This is a genomic window from Streptomyces rhizosphaerihabitans (assembly GCF_025399795.1).
Taxonomy (GTDB): domain Bacteria; phylum Actinomycetota; class Actinomycetes; order Streptomycetales; family Streptomycetaceae; genus Streptomyces; species Streptomyces rhizosphaerihabitans.
The window spans coordinates 1-17,617 of the sequence record NZ_JAODTZ010000058.1; the positions used below are offsets into that span (position 1 = coordinate 1).

14 protein-coding genes and 3 pseudogenes are annotated in these 17,617 nt (G+C 69.2%); 8 read left to right on the top strand and 9 right to left on the bottom strand.

Annotated elements, in window-relative coordinates; translation table 11 throughout:
• The coding region (locus tag N4G66_RS37905; RefSeq protein WP_261708841.1) for a GNAT family N-acetyltransferase at positions 1–204 on the top strand (204 nt) is incomplete at its 5' end.
• 680 nt (positions 205–884) lie between these two features.
• Here the strand turns inward: N4G66_RS37905 and N4G66_RS37910 are convergent.
• The 3 genes from N4G66_RS37910 to N4G66_RS37920 all read right to left on the bottom strand — a co-directional run bounded on the left by N4G66_RS37910 (position 885) and on the right by N4G66_RS37920 (position 2,602).
• Positions 885–1,277: a hypothetical protein gene (locus N4G66_RS37910; RefSeq protein ID WP_261708842.1), complete on the bottom strand. Its 393-nt coding sequence runs from the start codon at positions 1,275–1,277 to the stop codon at positions 885–887.
• 14 nt (positions 1,278–1,291) lie between these two features.
• Entirely contained in the window at positions 1,292–2,233 is a 942-nt protein-coding gene (locus N4G66_RS37915) for an FHA domain-containing protein (RefSeq protein WP_261708843.1), read from the bottom strand.
• A 78-nt stretch (positions 2,234–2,311) separates the two neighbouring features.
• Positions 2,312–2,602 (bottom strand): hypothetical protein, encoded by a 291-nt coding sequence (locus N4G66_RS37920; RefSeq protein ID WP_261708844.1) that lies wholly within the window; start codon positions 2,600–2,602, stop codon positions 2,312–2,314.
• 274 nt (positions 2,603–2,876) lie between these two features.
• Between N4G66_RS37920 and N4G66_RS46280 the strand changes: the two are divergent.
• Positions 2,877–2,990: pseudogene (locus N4G66_RS46280) on the top strand (IS630 family transposase); the annotation flags it as partial.
• Here N4G66_RS46280 and N4G66_RS45750 read toward each other — a convergent pair.
• Positions 2,953–3,267, bottom strand: a pseudogene (locus N4G66_RS45750) (transposase); the annotation flags it as partial. The pseudogenes N4G66_RS46280 and N4G66_RS45750 sit on opposite strands and share 38 nt — an antisense overlap.
• Before the next feature lie 349 nt (positions 3,268–3,616).
• Between N4G66_RS45750 and N4G66_RS37930 the strand changes: the two are divergent.
• Complete coding sequence (locus tag N4G66_RS37930; protein WP_261708846.1) at positions 3,617–4,258, top strand: uridine kinase family protein; 642 nt, start codon at positions 3,617–3,619, stop codon at positions 4,256–4,258.
• A 381-nt stretch (positions 4,259–4,639) separates the two neighbouring features.
• Here the strand turns inward: N4G66_RS37930 and N4G66_RS37935 are convergent, their stop codons facing one another.
• On the bottom strand, positions 4,640–4,843 hold the full coding sequence (locus N4G66_RS37935; RefSeq protein ID WP_261708847.1) for a hypothetical protein: 204 nt from the start codon (positions 4,841–4,843) through the stop codon (positions 4,640–4,642).
• Positions 4,844–5,478: 635 nt separating this feature from the next.
• Between N4G66_RS37935 and N4G66_RS46070 the strand changes: the two genes are divergently transcribed.
• The 3 genes and pseudogenes from N4G66_RS46070 to N4G66_RS37945 all read left to right on the top strand — a co-directional run bounded on the left by N4G66_RS46070 (position 5,479) and on the right by N4G66_RS37945 (position 8,222).
• Complete coding sequence (locus N4G66_RS46070; RefSeq protein ID WP_391858953.1) at positions 5,479–5,709, top strand: hypothetical protein; 231 nt, start codon at positions 5,479–5,481, stop codon at positions 5,707–5,709.
• Positions 5,687–5,978 (top strand): annotated as a pseudogene (locus N4G66_RS37940) (transposase); the annotation flags it as partial. The gene N4G66_RS46070 and the pseudogene N4G66_RS37940, both read left to right, overlap by 23 nt.
• A gap of 720 nt (positions 5,979–6,698) precedes the next feature.
• Complete coding sequence (locus N4G66_RS37945) at positions 6,699–8,222, top strand: hypothetical protein (RefSeq protein WP_261708848.1); 1,524 nt, start codon at positions 6,699–6,701, stop codon at positions 8,220–8,222.
• A 556-nt stretch (positions 8,223–8,778) separates the two neighbouring features.
• On the opposite strand, the gene N4G66_RS37950 is transcribed toward N4G66_RS37945, so the two are convergent.
• Together N4G66_RS37950 and N4G66_RS46075 are read right to left on the bottom strand one after the other, a co-directional pair.
• Entirely contained in the window at positions 8,779–10,542 is a 1,764-nt protein-coding gene (locus N4G66_RS37950; protein ID WP_261708849.1) for an amidohydrolase, read from the bottom strand.
• A 265-nt stretch (positions 10,543–10,807) separates the two neighbouring features.
• Complete coding sequence (locus N4G66_RS46075) at positions 10,808–11,971, bottom strand: hypothetical protein (RefSeq protein WP_449343324.1); 1,164 nt, start codon at positions 11,969–11,971, stop codon at positions 10,808–10,810.
• A 1,802-nt stretch (positions 11,972–13,773) separates the two neighbouring features.
• Here N4G66_RS46075 and N4G66_RS37965 point away from each other — a divergent pair.
• Positions 13,774–14,340, top strand: coding sequence for a snapalysin family zinc-dependent metalloprotease (locus N4G66_RS37965; protein ID WP_261708850.1), 567 nt, complete (start codon positions 13,774–13,776; stop codon positions 14,338–14,340).
• A 273-nt stretch (positions 14,341–14,613) separates the two neighbouring features.
• Here N4G66_RS37965 and N4G66_RS37970 read toward each other — a convergent pair whose 3' ends face one another.
• Positions 14,614–15,309: an alpha/beta hydrolase gene (locus N4G66_RS37970; RefSeq protein WP_261708851.1), complete on the bottom strand. Its 696-nt coding sequence runs from the start codon at positions 15,307–15,309 to the stop codon at positions 14,614–14,616.
• A 481-nt stretch (positions 15,310–15,790) separates the two neighbouring features.
• Positions 15,791–16,015: a hypothetical protein gene (locus tag N4G66_RS37975; protein ID WP_261708852.1), complete on the bottom strand. Its 225-nt coding sequence runs from the start codon at positions 16,013–16,015 to the stop codon at positions 15,791–15,793.
• Between the two features lie 230 nt (positions 16,016–16,245).
• On the opposite strand from N4G66_RS37975, the gene N4G66_RS37980 reads away from it, so the two are divergent.
• The gene (locus tag N4G66_RS37980; RefSeq protein WP_261708853.1) at positions 16,246–17,415 is read left to right on the top strand and encodes a hypothetical protein; all 1,170 of its coding nucleotides are present in this window, start codon (positions 16,246–16,248) and stop codon (positions 17,413–17,415) included.
• Positions 17,416–17,617: the final 202 nt, after the last annotated feature.

Here is a 17,617-nt window from a genome sequence, read left to right on the forward strand (position 1 = left end):
GACACGCTGGATCTGAATCGTGTCCAGGCTGAGGCCGATACGCGCAACGTGGCTTCTGCCCGCGTGCTGGAGAAGCTCGGCTTCGTGCGTGAGGGGACGTTGCGGGAAGACTGCGTTGTCAACGGCGAGGTCTCTGACTCGTGGGTCTACGGGCTGCTCAGGCGGGAGTGGCGGCCGTCGTCCGAGCCGGCTCCCGCCCGCTGAGTCCCATCGCCCGGCACCTGGTATCGACCAACCCCCGAACCACTGATCACTGCGCCTCATCCAAACTCAACGACGAACCGGGTAAAAGCTCACATCTCGCCCTCTCAGAGCGCCGACTGCGAGGACCGCCCCTGCTCAAGCCCGAGCCGTACTGCGTTGGAGGGCACCGACGGCGAGCCGCGCACCGGCCGACGCACCGGCACCGAGCCGCCCGGCGAAATACGGTCAGCCGTGATGCGCGACGCCCTGATGCTTGCCCTCAGCCTGCGCTCGCACACCTCCCGGAGAAGTTCGCGGGCTCCACGGGGGCGTTCGCCCCGGCCTGCCCGATGACCGCTCTTGGAGCCGTCTTTGGCCGCGCGGCATTCTCCGGCGGCAGGGTGTCCTTCGGTGGCGCAGCGTTCTCCGACGGCGCGGTGTTCTTCGTCCGCGGGACGTTCGCCGGCGGCGAGGTGTCGTTCGTCGACGCGACGGGTCCAGCTCCTGATGGGCTGCTCGCTGCCTTCAACACTGCCTCTGGGACAGTTGTCCTTCCCCCCGCTTGGCAGCCCCTGAATCCGTAGGTGGAAAGGCGGAAACGGCCGTATTCCTGTGGTGAGCGGCTGAGGCCGGTCTTGTCGGACCCGCGTGGCCCGTGTCCAACATCCGGGGTCAAGGCCCTCTCCGTCAGCCTCCTCCCATCAGCCTGCGATCGCCCGCAAGATCGGCTGGCCGAGTGCGCCGAGCCAGCCCGCGAGCGCTCCGAGCGGCCCGATCAGCCCGGTGCTGGCCGTGGCCAGCGCACCCGCCGAGGACAGCAGCCGGGTGATCCGGCCGAGCCGGCCCGCCACTGCCTCCCGGTCCGGCTCCGGCCGGGCGACCTCCTTGTCCAGCGAGTCCAGCTCGGCCCGCACCTCGGGCTCGATTGCCGGCGGTAGCGCCGTCTGCTCGATCGACGCCCTCAGTTCCCGGACCAGGCCGCGCACCTCCTGCCCGCCCGCCGTGAAGACGGCCGACTGGCCCCCGTGAACGGTCTGGTTCCCGGCGACGTTGTTGACCACGCCGCCCTGCTGGTTGCCGATGTTGAAGGCCATGGCTCCCCATCTCCTCACCGCTGCCGCCAGGACGCCTGCCGCTCGGCATCCTCGAAGCGGCGGCGCCGGGACGTCGTCACGATGTGCAGAACGATCCCGATGACCGTCAGAGCCGTCCCGATAGCCGCCATCGCGAACCCGACCGCCCCTACCGGCACCCCGGCCACCTTCGGTCCGAGCAGCTCCGGGGAGGAGTCGAAGTTCGAACTCCCCGACGAAATATCGTCGTTGGTCCTGGCAATGAATCGAATGATCATCCAGCCGTAGATCCCGCCCCCGACCAGAAAGAGCAGGAAGCCGAGCATGATCAGGTGTCGCGCCCTGGTACGGGTCGCGGCGATCTCCTTGAAAAAGCTCTCGCGCTGCGCCTGCTGAACGTAGTTGTACTGGTCCCCGGCGACGTTGCTCAGCCGGTCGGCCTGCTGCTCCCCGATGTCGAACCGCCGCTCGCCGCCGGGCGGCGTACGGTCAGCCTCGCGCGGTGCCGGGCGGCCCGGCGGGCCGGCGGGTGGCGGCCCTGCGGCGGGAGCGCCGTGAGGCGTGGGCCCGGGCTCAGGGGCGGGGCCCCAGCCCGGCATGGTGTCCGAGGTACCGCCGGCTCCGGGCTTCGGGGCCTGAACGGTCCGGTCGGCGGGGCGCAGCTCTTCGTAATGCACCTCTAAGGGCCCAAAATCCAGCACGTCGCCCGAGTGCAGCACCTGCTGCCCGAGCACCGGGTGACCGTTCAGCATGGTGCCGTTGGTGGAGGCGAGATCCTCGACGGTGGTCCGGCCCGAGGCCCGCCACACCACCGCGTGCCGTCGGCTGACGCCCGGATCGCCCACCTGGATCTGGCAGTCGGAGTCCCGCCCGACCAGCATCGGCTGGTCGTCGAGGACGAAGACCCGGCCGCGCAGCCGGTCCGGGCGGTCGACCACGAGGTGCGGTAGGTCGCGCTCTCGCAGAGGCGGGTCCATGGCACGACCTCCTGCCTTGGCGAAGCATCCGGCGTCGGGCGAAACGATTCGGTCGCCTGTTTTGGTGATCCTCACCTTCTAGTAAAGGCCGATCGGCCCCGTCCTGCCACAGCATCCCGGACGGCCGGAACTCGGCAGTGCGTTCGGCCGACCGGCGAGGCCGCCGATGAAGCCGCCGCTGCCGCCCGCGCTGCTGCCGACGCCGCCGTCCGCGTCGTCCATGACGCTCTCGTCCGGTTTCGGCTCGGTAAGGTCCAGCAGATCCTCGACGAGCTCCTGGGCCGGGATCTGTCCCTCCTCGACGAGGCCGCCATCAACGAACTCCTGGACGACTTCACCACCGCAGACCTTCACGATGCCGATCTGCACGCAACCGACCTGTCAGGAGTGCGCTGGTCGGAGCGAACCTGGTGGCCACTGACGATCGACGTCCAAAGCCTCAAGAACCAATCCCAGGAAACCCCTCCCGGAAGCGGCATCTACATCGTCCGCTCCGGGCATCCGCCCGTCCGCGACTTCGCCGACCAGACATGAAACCGCCCCTCATCCCCCGGCCGCAGGCCGTGCACGGCACTCGGGGACACCACCCCCGATCCGCACACCCGCCACCACGGTGATCCCGCTATGGGTCTATCCCGGTCTCATGCGGTATCCCGATGGGGGTGGCCTGACCGCGAAACAACGAGCTCAGGGGGAGCAAGTGCGGTTCGAGACTGCCGAAGCCAGCCGAAGGTCCGCTCGACGACCCAGCGCCGCGGGATCACCTTGAATCCTTTCACGGCCGGATCCCGGCGGACGGCTTCGACGTCGATGCCGAGGCGGGCGCCGTGATCGATGGCTTTGGTGCGGTATCCGGTGTCGGTCCAGGCCTTTCTGACCTGCTGGTTTGAGGTAGAGATCCAAGACAGCAGGTGGATGCCGCCGACGTTGTCGGAGACATTGGCGGCGGTGACCCGGACGGCGAGGAGCAGGCCGAGAGTGTCGACGCCGAGGTGACGCTTTCGGCCTGCGATCTTCTTCCCTGCGTCGATTCCCTGCCCGGCGCTGGCGGGAACGTGCGGGGGATCACCGGTCCGAGCTCGTCGGCGCAGACGACCGTCGCGCCTTCGGGCGGGCAGGTGTAGAGCTCGATGATCCTGGTCCTTTTCCCTCGAAGTCGGTGTCCTCGAGCGAGTCCAGGACCGGGTGCGGCGCCAGCGCACCCCCTCGGCCAGCAGGATCCTGCGGACCTGGGCAGGTCGACCGAAGGTCGCGGCCCTGGCCTCCACTGAACCGGGCCGCGTTTCCCTGCTTGCCATAGGCGATCACGCCGCCGTACATTCCCTGCACCCGGCTTGTCCGGCCGCTTCGTCTATCCCCTTTGAGCACATGAGGAGCGCCCGTATGACGGGTGTACTGGCGGTCGCAGGCGGCACCGCATCCGGCAAGTCCACCCTTGCCGAAGCCCTGTCGCTGCAGTGCCCCGAGAGCGTGGCGCTGGTCCATCTGGACGACTACTACGTGCCCGCGCACGACCCCCTGAGGGGTGTGTGGACGGTCAGTGCCGACGAGCACGCCGTCCTCGACTGGAACCATCCGGGGTCGATCGACGAGACAGCGGTGGCACACGCCATCGACGCGGCGCTGCTGCGCCCCGGCGTGCTGCTGGTGGTGGTCGAGGGCCTGTTCGCGCTGTCACTGCCGTCCGTGGTCCGGCGGGCGGCGTGGCGGGTGTACGTCGACACCCCCGACGACATACGCCTGGCCCGCAAGATCCTCCGGAAGATCGAGGTGCAGCGGCAGGACCCCCGACTGTCCCTGCGCAACTATCTGCAGACCGGCAGGGACCGCCACGCAGCCCACGTCGCGCCCTCCCGGGCAGCGGCCGATCTGGTCGTGGACGGGACCGCGAGCGAGGCGGAGATGCTGGCGGCCGTCATACCGCTGATCGGGCCGGCCCTCGCGCCGCCGCCCGCGGCGCCCTCGCGGGCACGGGGGGTGTGCGGTGTGACCCGTGCCCCCGGGGTCCCGGCGTTCGCGCTGTGACGTGCCCGGGGCACCGGCCCCGGCGAGGGACACCGCGTGATCACGCTTCCGGCAACACAGTCCAACCCCCGGCGGGCTCTCAGGCGAATCACGACCGATCCAGTTCACCTGCAGCCAGGCGAACTGCAGGGGGCGTGCTGAAGATCCTCCCCGTCCTCCTTGTCGTCGTGCTTTCCGCACCGGCATGGCTGACCTGGCCTTTCCTGTCAGAACGGCGCCAACAGGCCGTCCTCGACATGGTCAGAACACTGGCTGACTGGACCCGGAGCACCAGGTAACGTCCCGAGGGCCCGCTCTGTCTTGTCGGCAACGCGGGCCCTCCCCCATTACGGCGTCAGTCAACCAGGCACGTCGATCCGGCGGTCTGCCACCGAACCCCACTCACCCGGGAGACCGGACCGTGAGATCCACGATCTTCGCGTCGTCGGGGAGGTCCAGGCGCTGTCTGCGGGGGCGTGGGAGCAGCAGGTCGCGGCCTCCGGGCAGCAGGCCCTTGGTGCGCAGTGTCTGGGCGCGGCTGCGACACCAGGTGGAGCAGAACTCCCGGGGACAGCGGGCGGAGTCGGGGCAGGGCTGCGTGCACACCGTGCAGTGGCCCAGGGTGGTGACGGGGGCCAGGCGCCGCAGCAGCAGCCGGACCTGGCCTTTCTCCTCCGGCTTGTACGGTTCGGCGTCGGCCGTGCAGCCCTCGATGAGTTCGGTGAAGGCGGCAAGGTCGCGGCGGCAGGCGCCGAGGAGTTCCAGGTACTCCTCTCACCGGCCAGGCGGCGAGTGTGCCGGAACGCGTCAGGTACAGGCCGACGGTGTCGATCCGGTACTGGTCGGCGGTGTCGAGGAGCAGGTAGCCGGGCTTCGGCCTGGCGGAGCGTGCGGGGGTGGCGGGTGCTCTTGAAGTCCAGGAGCAGCCCGTCGACGGCGAGGTCGGCGTCCGCGCTGATCCTGCGGGTGGGGAAGGTGGGTCCTGGCGTGCAATCCTCGGGTCGGGTGCGGGCCCGTAGGGCGTCCAGCGGGCTGTTGGCGGCCTTGTAGAGCTGGGTGACGACGTCGGCCACCATGTCCGCGTTCGGGGAGCTGGAGCAGCCGCTCCAGGGTGAAGGCAGCGGGGTCCTCGTGGGCGGTGAGGGACAGCGGGGTGCAGGAGAAGCGCCGATCGGGGTGCGGTAGTTGACCTGGTACCAGGCTGTGGCGATCAACAGGCGGGCCAGGTCCTCCTCCTTGTCGTGGGCCCGGTCCATGGGCAGAGCCCGGTCATCGAGCTGCAGGCCGAGCACGGTTTCCTCCAGGCGCGCGAGGAGTTCCTCGCCGACGCGCCGCATCCGCCGGCCGGCTTGGGAGTCGTAGGTGCCGGTGAGGGTGATGCCGTCGCGCGTGGCGGGGTCTACGGGCTCGGCGGTGGTGAACGCCAGACGCAGCCGGTAGTCGATCGCAGTGCCCACGTCCTGGACGGATGACCGCGAGCGATGCCGACGGGCAGGCATCGACGACAGTGTCGCCTTCGAGACGAAGGTGGCAATGGCCAAGGCGATGGTCGGCCGGGCCATCGCCGAGAAGATCCCGTTCGGCTGGGTGACGGCGGACGCCGCCTATGGCTTCAGCAAGAGCTGGCGGTTCGAGCTGGAACAGGCGGACATCTTCCACGTCATGGCCACCACCCGGCACGACACGGTCGTCACCCGCTGGTCCATCGACCACCCCGTCCACGACCTGTTCCCCGGCCCACAGCCCAACTTCTGGGCGGGGCGGACGAGGGGTGTTTCGAGCCGGGTTCACAGCAGATCGCTCGTGTCGTACAGGCGTGCGTACCACCAGGCGCCCCTGCGCCAGGGCTCGCGGTGTGCGAACACGTCTGGCAGGGTCCTGCGCAGCAGTTCCCGGTCGATTCCGCGAGCAGGAACTCCAGGTCGCGCCGGGCGTACGGGGGAGCAGGGGGAAGCATCCCGGCGAGGATCTACCCGTTGCACCCCAAGCCGGGCCTCATGGCCTCAAAAGATGTCCACGCACAGGCTCTCGGCCGACGGGCCGCAGCACCCACCGGCCAGGAGGCCGCCTCCTGTCGGTCCTGAGCTCACAGAACCTGGTCAGATGAACACGTCGAGGCCCAGTATCGGCTGAGACGGCAGGAAAAAAAGTCCGAACGTACGCCGACGGCGCAGGCGATGACGACCGCACGGTTGCGGGCCAGGGCGGTGCCGTTCAGGGGATCTGTCCGGTTTGGTCAGCGACTCCACACCAACCAGGACCGTGGGCGTCTCCATTCCCGGCGCGGATCAAGGAGCGAGCGACCGGTTGGGCAGAGATGGGAGGCGCTGGGTGGTGCGTCGGATGAGCGCGATGCCTGGCGCAGCGAGGTCCGCCGGCGAGGGGCTCGGTTGCCAAGACGAGCCGTATTGGGCACTATCCACGTCATGACTACACGAAAGGGCAGCCGACCCTCCGGCTGTTGACCGGCTCGTGGTGGGTGCGCAACGGCGATGCCGTCGGCGAGAGTCCCACCCTTTTCGACCATGCACGGACCCTCCGTGGTCGCTACGGTCCCGGTCCGTGGCCCGGGTTTGGCGATCCGCTTCCCGATGCACGCCCGGACAGCACTCGCCTCGTCTTCGTCGGCGGCGGTGAAGACGCTCTGGTACGACGTACCCCGGACGGCGACGGTGTCGTTCCTCCCACCGGCGTCGAACTCGCCAACCACATCGAACACCTGCTGCTGGCATTGGCGCCCAGCCTCAGCGGCGACAAGCTCAGGGGCCTCCACGACCTCCTCGCTACTTGCTCGCCGATCGAGGTCGCTGACGAGCTCAGCGCCGAGGTCCACCGCCGCGGTCTGCCGTCCGACGGCCTGCGCCGACTAGGCCGGCAGTTGGCAGAGCACGGTACCCACCGAGCCCCGGTCAAGATCGGTCTGGTGCTCCTGGGCCTGGGCGGGGACATCCGCGACCGAGAACTGCTGCTCCTGCTCGGCACCCTGGATGAGCTCACCCTCTACGCAGCCGTCGCACTCCACCGTTCCCAGCCCGACGGAGACCTGGCCGTCCATGCCCTCGCTCAAGAGGTCGCGGGATGGGGACGCATCCAGGCGGTCCGAACGCTGCGCCACACCACCGATCCCTGTATCAGGGCGTGGCTGCTGCGCGAGGGCTTCCGCAACACCATCATGGACGAGTACCTAGCCCACCTCGCCGCGACCACCGGCGACCTGTACAGCGCACTGAGTCACCCCCACGTCGACACTCCGCTCCTGAACGGCGGCGGGGGCATCCTGGCCGCAATGGCCGACGGCCAGGGAGGTCCCGCACCCGGCCTGGCCGACTACTCGCACGCCGTACCCGTGCTGCACCGCTACGCCGACTTGGTCCAGGCCCGGACGCCCACCATCGCCATGCTTCTCGACCTGATCAGTATCACCATGTTCTTCCGCCACCCGCCCCAGGAACTGCCCTGGACAGCCGCCGACATCGAGTACCTGACAGCACGCTACGAGGGCCTGCTCCAAGAACCCCGGTGGCCTGCGCTTGTCTTGGACCACCTCGCCGACCCCCGGCGCCCTGACTTCCACCTCGCTCTGCGACCTGCCGAAGTCCTGCACCTGAGCCCGACGGCCCAACTCTTGGCACGTCTGGAAACCGGACCGTCCCTGCTCGACCCGACCTGGGTCCATGCGCTGCGCAACAGCGACCGCCAGCACGCCGCACACATCCTCGACCTGGCCGAACGACGCCTTGCCACTACCCCCCGCCCCGAACGCGACCACGCTCTACTGCTGTTTGCACATTTCCTGCGACGCCATCCTGAACACGGCTGGCCCCTGCTGCGGTCCGCACTCACCAGCAGTACGCCCGAAGCGCGCCGCACCGCGTTGACCACCCTCGCCGGATGGCCCGCCGACACCCTCACGCAGGAGGCCGCCGACCACCTGCGCACCACCCAGACACCTCAGCCGGACAATCCCCAGGAGACACGCCCGTGACCGCAACTCCCCACCGCCTTGAGCCGTACGCCCAACTGCCCGACCGCTACAGCTCTGCAACGAGGTCATCCCAGGAGACAGGCAAGGTCAAGAAGTCAGGCGTGAGAGTGGAGCCGATCCGCTAGCCCTCATCGGAACCCACGATGCGGATCAATCCAGGTTCTGCATGCATCGAGTCGAATTCGAAGCCTTCCGTGCTGGCCACGGGGCTGCGGAGCCAGAGCGCGAGGTGGTACGCCACTCGGCAACGGGAAATGCAACGCGGCCTGGAGCAGGTTGTGCGGGCGGGCGATGCTGTCCCTTCTTGGATGATCTGGCCCGAAGCAGTGCTCGTGACCTGCGGTGACCAGGTCAGCTGAGACAAGCAGTGGCTCGGAATCTCAACTGATCCGGTGCGTGAGGATGCTGTACGCCGTCTCAGCCGATCTGGTCTGTTGGTGCCGGGGAGCAGTCTCCCGTTTTCCTACGCTGAGAGGCGTGCGTGGTCTGTGGGGTTCAGGGTGTTCGCAATCGGCAGGCCCGTACCCTTCCCCTCGACTGGGTGACCTTCGGGGCGTCAGCAGTGGTGGGCAAAGGCTGCGGGCGTGGCCTTTCGCAGGACGGGGGCGGGGCGTGTGGGAGAGGGCGGGTAGACGGTCCTGCCCTCTTTGATGGTCTCCACGACGGTGATGTCCTTGATCTTCCGCTCGGGGATCGTGAGCGGGTTGTGGCTGAGGATCACGAAGTCGGCGAGCTTGCCGACCTCGATGCTGCCCTTGGTGTCCTCTTCGAAGTACTGGCGGGCGGCGTTGATGGTGATGGACTTCACCGCGTCCAGGGCCGACACACATTGGTCCGGGCCCAGGACGCTTCCTGAGGTGCGGGTGACACGGGTGACCTGGCTGGACAGGATGGCGATCGAGTTGGGCAGGGCGACGGGTGCGTCGTGGTGCGAGGTGTAGGCCATGTCGCGGTCCACTGCCCATCGGGCCGGCGAGATGTCGACAGCGCGTTCGGGGCCGAGCACGGTCTTGCCGTACCAGTCGCCCCAGTAGTAGGTGTGCATGGAAAAGAACGACGGGATGATCCCGAGTTCCCGGAACGCCTCGATCTGGTCCTCGCGGGCCGTCTGGCAGTGGATCGCCGTCGTACGCCGGTCCTGTCCGGCTTCCTTGGTGGCCGAGCGCACGCACCGAATGAGCTGGTCGATGGCGGCGTCGCCGTTCACATGCGCGATGACATGCCAGTTGTTGGCGAAACCCGCCCTGACCTGGGCCAGGACGTCCTCGTCCGGCAGGGTCGCATAGCCGCAGTACTCCTCGTCCTGGTCCTCGGGCGGGGTGAGGTAGGGCTCGGTGAGCCAGGCGGTGCGCCCCTGGGGCGAGCCATCCAGGACCAGCTTCACCCCGGCCACGCGCAGGCCCTTGGTGTACTCCTGGCTCGCCTGGACCGTGGCAGGGGATTTCATGGCCTGGCCGGCCTTCACGTAGACGACCACGTCGGTGGGCAGGCCGGAGGGGTAGGCGTCCGCGACCTGCCGCATGAGGCCCAGGACCTCCAGGCTCGCTGCCCCCTCCTGCACGGTCGTGAAGCCGAAGCTCGCCGCCGACAGGAGGCCCACGGGCAGGAACTGCCCGCTGTCGACGGGGTCCATCCCGGCGACGGCCAGGTCGGCGGCGGGGTTGAACGCGGTCTCTTCCAGCACCCCGTTCGGCTCCCCGTACACGAGCCCGGATTCGGTTGCGCGCTCCAGCGTCCGCCGGATCACCCCGCCCTCCGGGTCCGGTGTCATGGCGGTGTACCCGAGTCGTTCGAGCCCCAGGCTGTTGACCGCTCCCAGATGGAAGGACTGGTGGATCGCCAGCACGGGCTTCTCGGTGGACACCACGTCCAGGTCGTGGCGGGTGGGGTGCTTGCCCTCGGCGAGCATGGAGTCGTCGTAACCGAAACCGATGATCCAATCCGAGCGTTTCCCCACCTCGCTCTCGGCGAACTCGCGCAGTTTGTCCTGGAGGGACGCGATGTCGGTGACGTCGCCGTCGGGAGCGGCCAGGAGATTGGCGATCGTGGCCTGCAGGCCGGTGCCTGTGACGTGGCCGTGCGCATCGATGAAACCCGGCAGCAGAGCCTGATCGGGCAGCAGGGCGTGCATCCGCGTCTCTGGTCCCTGCCACGCGGCCTGCGCCCGGGACAGGTTGCCGACGAAGACGATCCGGCCGTCCTTGACCGCCACCGCCTCAGGCGCTGCCGACTTGTCGTCGGTGACCGTCACGATGGAACCGCCGGAGAAGATGATGTCGGCATCTCCAGACCGCGCTCCCGGTGAGATTGCCTGAGACATCACACACCACCTGTTCTCCTGCGGATGACCAGCCTTCATTACGAAGGGTAGTCGTTTGCGTACGAATCGCGAGCGAGCGACGCCGGCCAGTGGCGCAGGATGAAGCCGACTCGGCACACGCGCACGAGACTTACGGACCTTCATCGGTTAGGAACACCAGCGGGCCGGATCATCTGAGACGCGAGCGAATCGGCCCCGTTCACCTGAGAACCCCCTCGATGCCGAACCTGCCGAAGTCGTCACGGCGCAGGTTCAGGCCTGCCAGTCACTCCGGCTGGTGTTCCGGCCCTCCGAAGTCCGGGTTGGTGAAGTCCGGGCTGGAGAAGCTCCGCCGCGGGTCCGCCGCGGGTCCGCCGTCGGGACTGCTGAACCCCGGCCGGCCGTAGCCGAGGTGGGGGATCCGGCTCGGAGCCGGTGCCGGGCGGCCCAGCGCCACCGAGCCCGGACCCGCGAGAACCTCCCGCAGGAACGGCAGGATGCCGCGCTCCAGCAGGGCATCGAGCCAGGCCTGCTTGGCCCGGGCGACCTGTTCGGACAGCTCGCCGCCAACTCCGGCCCGGAGCGAGGACGAGCTGTCGCGCAGCGCCGTCAGCAGCAGTCCGGCCGTGCCAACGATGACCGCTGCTGCGGTAACTGCGCCGAGGACCCATCCGGTGGTCAGGAGGGTCTGGGCGATGGCCGGTGCGGGATCGAGCAGCTTGAGGCTGTAGCCCACGAGCAGCAAGATCGCTGCGGTGATACCGGCGAGGACGGAAGCAAGGACCGTGGCGCCGGAGACCAAGTTGAATTCCAGTACCTCGCCATTAGTCGACGACGTACGAACGGGAGTGTGGACTGCCGTCGGCTGCCCGGGAGTACCTGGCCCTGCCTCCCCTGTTCCCCGAGTCGTTGACACCGGTGGGACTACGTGCAAGCCGAGCACCGCTGCCAGGAAGCGGCGACCGTAGGACATACGAGCCCACCGCTGCGCAGGGACTCCGTTTCCGGTCCGGTTGCCCCCCGGTCGTCCGGCGCCCAGAATAGCGGCCCACAGACGGCGGCCCAGACCTGTCAGGTAAGGCCGTTCGGGGACCTCTCCACGGCTGTCGGAAGACGGGACGGCGGCGGACGACGGTTCCGAACGCGAGCCCGCGGAGGTCGCGCGCAAGGACGTTTGCGGGGACACCGGACGGCGTAGCTCCTCGCGGACCTGCACATAGTGCGCATACTCGTCCGCCGCAGCCGCCGTGATGAGGGCTGTGGCGTTGAGCGCCATGGTACGTAGCTGCTCGAGGTTGAGCCGCTGGCCCACGGCAGCGAGTTCCGGTCGGTGTGATGCGGAGCGCAGCGCCTCATCGAGGATCCGCTCGTATTCCTGGCGGTCCTCGCTCAGCAGGTGCTGCGGAACGCTTACCACGGCCCCTCCTCCCCGAACTCCGTTCTCTGCCATCGTCGCCCGCTTCGACCGTCGCGGCCAGATCCCGATCCGTTGGACGGGTCCGGGGTGAAGGGGGTGTCCGCGAGGCGTGCGGGATCTGGGGAGGGTGATCGGTCCGCAGGGTGCTCGTCCGGTGCGGGTTCCGGCGTGCGGGTGTCTGCGGCCGCGGGATTCGATCTGGGCGACGGTCTCGGGTGTGGGAGGGGCGGGGGGCGTTCGGCAGCGGCGGGGGGTTCAACCGGGTCTGCGGGTGATGCGGGCAGGGGCTCGGCTCGGGGGGGAGCCGAGGGCACTGCGACGGCTCCTGCCTCTGGGGCAGATACGTCGCCCAAGCCGTGGCTACCCGCCGCGGTGCTGGCGGCCGACGGCATCCCTGCCTCCGTGACCGTCTCCTGCAACGCCGGTTGCCGGTCGCCTGTAACGGCCTCGTTCACCGTCTGGATGCGGATGAGTTGAGTGAGCAGGACAGGCGCTGACATGCCGACCACGATGGCGGCGTACTTGCCGCTGATCTGCCCCGTAGTGCCGAACAGCACCGCAGCACAGGCTCCCATCAGAGCGTGAACGGCGGCCGCGGCGATATCGACGGGAAGATCAAAGTATCCCTGGAACCGGGGAGCCTCTCCCTGCGCCATCTCTGTCCTGATCGCCCGCTGGTGGGCGTGGCGATCGGTGGTCCAGGCCGCGAACCGGGCGTACAGGTCCAGGGCCCCGCGCGCGAGACCGCCGGCTGCCCCGCACAGAATCAACGTTGGGACATCCACACGCTCCCCCGGGTGATGGCGCAGACGTCAACTGGCTGCGAAATTCCGGACACCGAACGAGAGTAGAGCCACGGACAAGCCGCAGGAAAGGGCCCACCCCGGCCCCCTACTCGGTCAACAGTGCGCCGTTTGCCCACCTTTGCCCGCGGGGTAGGCGCGGGCTCCACCCGCATCTATTTTGACCAGGACGACTTGGTCGAACACTTGCGTACAGGCACTACCGCCATGGGTGGGGTACCGAGTGGGGAGCTGCCACGATGGCATCTCAGGCAATTGGCGGCTACACGCGTTTCATGCACGTGGCCGGGATCTGCCCGCCTCGCACCACACGCCAGACGGAACCGGCGCGACCGCACTTGCGGTACGCCGGACCGCTCTGGGTTCGCGCGATCGCGTCGATGCACGACACGAGGACGTCGCCGCGGTGCACGTAGTGGTCAACCGGGCTGTTCGGCTTGGCCACCGGGCCGTCGTTCCACGCCGGCCGCCGCACCGCGACCACCCGCCCCGTCACCCTGTACTTCGTCGCACACGCAGCCTCAGCCGGGGAGCGCGAGGACGAGGCGGCCGCTGCTCCCGGGGCCGCCAGCACGCCGGCGAGTACGACCGCGGCCGCAACTGCCCATGAGGTCATGCGTCGTCGTGGCGTCATGCACGGACAACCGCCGCCGCGACCGGCTGTTACGGCTTCGCTGAGGTGATCACCCGACAGAGAAGGACCTACCGGGTGACGAGTCCAGGAGGAGGGTACGGAAGAACTCCGTGACGATGGGGCGGGCGCATCCGGCCTTGGCTCGTGATCACTTGCGCGAATAGGCGGAGGGCGTTACCCGGTTGCCGGCGACGATGCCGACGACCACGGCACGTTCCCTCTCCGTTCCCTTGGGCCGGTGGGTCGTGGTCCAGTCGCTTCTGAATCGTCGCCTCCCAACCGGCGGGGAGCGCCCGGCGCGGGCACGGCCGGAATGACGGATTGGGGTCCGGCCCCGGTGGGAAGGGAGCCTGCGAATGTCATGAGCACGACTACCTTCCCCCACAAGGAGGTCGACCATGCACGTCCGTACCTTGACCACCACCGTCGCCGCGGTTCTCGCGGTGACCTTCCCCCTGCTGGGCGGCCAGGCCGTGGCCGCCCCGTCGTCGGTCGCGGACCACACCCTGGCCGCACGCGTCGTCACCTACGACGCGAGCGGTGCCGCGGAGTTCAAGTCCGCGGTCGACCGCGGCGCGGCGATCTGGAACGAGAGCGTCGACGCGGTCGAACTACGGCCGGTCACCGCCGGGCAGCGCGCCAACATAAGGGTCCTGGCCGACAACGGCTGGCCCCGGGCCCTGCCCGGGTCGCTCGGCAACGGAACCGTCTACATCGGCCGACAGGCGGTGGACCAGGGCTACAACACGGTCCGCATCTCCGCCCATGAACTCGGCCACATCCTGGGCCTCCCGGACCGCAAGCCCGGGCCCTGCTCCAGTCTGATGTCCGGTTCCAGCGCGGGCGTCGCCTGCACGAACCCGTACCCGAACGCGGCAGAGAAGGCCGAGGTCGAGGCGGACTTCGGCGGCGCCCTCGCGGGACCGGCCGCGACCGCGCCCCGTGGCGTCGTGATCGTGGACTGACACGCGGCGCGGCGGCACGACGACGCCTGAACGCGCGTCAGGTAGGGTGCCCGCCGGTCCTCCCGGCGGGCACCCTACCCGGGCGAAGCCTCAGGCCTGGGTGCGCCGCACGCACGCCCCCAGCCGACTGCGCTCAGCCCGGAAATCGGGCGGATACGGCTGAGTAGCAGGCCGTCGACGTCCTACCCGTTGTAGGCCAGGTAGGCCCTCGACAGCATCGGCACCCACGACGGCTGGCCATCGGACGCCGGCCCGGCTCGTCCGCAGCTGCCGTCACAGGCTCAGAAGCAGGTCCCTGACCGCGACGGGCTGGGACAGGAACGGGTGGTGGCCGGCGGCGAGTTCGACGACGCTGCCGGCCCGGCGGGCGAACTCGCGCTGCAGCCGCGGCGGGGTGCCCTGGTCCTGGGCGCAGATGAGGTACGTCGAGGGCAACTGCTGCCATGCGGCCGCCCCGACCGGCTGCCCGGTCACCTGCACGCTCTGCTGGGTGAGGTGGGCCGCCGCCTGCGCCTGGACCTCGGGGTCGCAGTCCTGCAGGAATGTATCCACGAGCAGCTCGGGGCGGACCCCGAATGTGCCGGCGTCGGGGTCGACGTCGAGAAACGGGGCGGGGCTGCCGTCCCCGAACTCCGACAGGCTCTGCCCGACCTCGGGCAGGTAGCTGGAGACCAGCAGCAGGTGGCGTACTGACCCGATTCCCGCGGCGGCTTCCGCGGTGATGATGCCGCCGTAGCTGTGGGCGACCACGATGGTCGACTCGTCGCTGTCCTGCAGCACCTGCCGCACCGCGGCAACATCCTCGGGCAGTCCCGGACCGCCGACGCCGCCGGGCAGGCCCGCCTCGCCACAGCTCGGCAGCGCCGGGGCCACGCTCGGCACCCCTCGCTCCTGCAGCAGCTCGGCGGTGCGGTGCCACCACCACGACCCGTCGCGCACGCACGCCCCATGCACGAACACGACCCTCATCGCTACCTCCACGTCTGCCTTGACTGCCCCCTGCCGACGATAGGGCTACAACTCCGGCTGATCCGGTCGCATCTGGGACACAGGGACGGCCGGTCATGGCGGTGATCAACTGGGTACTCATCGCGGTGCCGGCCGCCATCGCCGCACTGCTCCGGGACCGGGAGCCGTCCCGCATCGGCTGCCCCGGGGGCAGGTAGGTCACCTGAGCTCAACAACGTAGGAGGCGCCGCTGAACGCCCAGCCGTCGGTGCCTTCGCCGATGATGTCGTCGATGAAGCGGTCCTCAAAGTCGTCGTCGCGCAGGTCGCTGGCCAGTCAGAGCGTCTCAGTTTCGCTCCGGTCGCCGCAGCTTCCGTCGATACGAAGGGGTACGGCGCAGCGCCGGTCCGGGTGACCGAGGTGCCGTCCAGGGCGTGGGCGATGCCGAAGTCCAGCACCCGCGGCCCGTCCGGCGCCAGTCTGCCGGTCGAACCAGAGACGATCACCTACGGATGGCGCGGGCGACGACACCTGCGATAGCGGCGAGCGCGCTCATGACGGCGGCTCCTACCCCCAAAGGCTGCGCGAGACCCGGGTGCACACGGGCCACGTAGACGGCCGCCGTGGTGATGAGCAGCCCCACCAGCAGGGTGAGCAGGAGGAGCACCAGGCGCAGCTCCCGGAGGCTGCGGTCCTGAGGACGGGATCCGTCCGTGTCCGTGGTCATCGTTGAGTCCTTTGCGGATCGGGCACGGCGCGGAAGCGCCCAGGGGCGGGCGCGCTGTGCGGGCAGCAGGCCGGATGGCTTCAACAGTGGCGGAACCGCCACAGCGTCGGTATGCCGTCCGTATGCCGTGTGACTGCCATTCCAGAGGACGGATAGCAGAGCGACCGGACAAAGGTGGGGGGTCTCCAAAACCGGCCTGCAGCCGATGAGGGCATCGCTAGCTTCGCGTCATGCCTTCCAACGACGGTCCCAGCGCGGCCGACCAGCAGCTCATCGACCACGCGGCGCGTCACAGCCTCACCATCACGGCCAAGCAGCTCGAAGTCTGGCGGCGTGCCGGACTACTCCCGGGCAACATCCCCGGCGGAGGCCTCGGCCGCGGCCGGGGCAGCACATCCACCCCGCCGACCGAGAGCTTCGACCTGGTCCTCGCCCTCGCCCGCCGCGCCGGCCGAGGCAAACGGCCCACCGACCTGGCGCTGCTCCTGTTCGCCGACGGGCACCCGGTGCCGGAGACGACGGTGCGGGCCGCCTTCCGCGCCGCGGTGGACTCCGTCGCCCTGCCTGGCGAGGGCGACAGCCTGGGCGATGATCTGGAGCTGGAAGAGCACGTGGACCATGTCGCGAGCCGCCTTGCCGAGGCCGGCCAGACCTTCGTCCTCGTTCCCGCCCGGGCCAGGCGTATCGACGAGCGCATCGCCCGCATCCTGGGCGAACTCCCCGAAGAACTGGCCGAGCTGGACAAGAACACCGAGCCCACGCCGATGACTCCGTCCGACGCGTCGCTGGCCGCCGTGACCACCGTCCTCGGCGGCACCATGCCCGTGCAGGAGATCGGGGACTTGCTGCGCGGGATGAACCCGGGCATGACGGCTCATCCGTTCGCCTCGCTCGTCGAGACCACCCAGCAGGACGCCCCGGAAGCCGCGGACCTGGTGATGGCCGACGACGGCTCGCTCTCCTTCCTCGCCGAAGGCGACGCCCGCGACCGGCTCCGCGGTCTGGCCGACACCGCCTCGCTGGAAGACCTCCGCGCCAGCTGGCGCACGGACCAGCAGGTGCGTGCGTGGGCCCTGGACCTGTGTGAGCGGGTCGAGGCCGAGCTGGATGCCGGCCAGCCCGCCGAAGCCGTCACAATGTGGCTGACCGGGAGGGGGCTGCCGTCGGGGGTGTCTGTCCTGGAGACCCTGCGCGAGCGCCGCTGGACACCTTCCGGCGGCGCCCTCTCGACGCTGCTGTTGCTGTTCCAGTGTCAGATGTACGTCGTGCTCGACGGGCTGGTGCCCGGCTGTCAGTGGCCGGTCCTGAAGATGCCGGGGGTGCTGGCGCCACCCGTCCGCGACCTGATCCTGACAGCCGTCCGGCCGGAGACGACCCCGGCCCAAGAGGCTGCCGACTGACGCACCGTGCTGACGGCTGACCACGGTCCGCAGCAAGCCCAGGCGTGAGCTCCGGATCCCGCGGCGGCTGGCCAGGTTCATCGACTCGCTTTGGCCTCAAGAGCTGATCACGTGCAGGGTTGTCAGCAGGAGCTGACAATTTGTGATCGCGTCGTACTGGCCGCTCGACGCCGTGGTCAAGACGGGAGTGACCACGCACGAC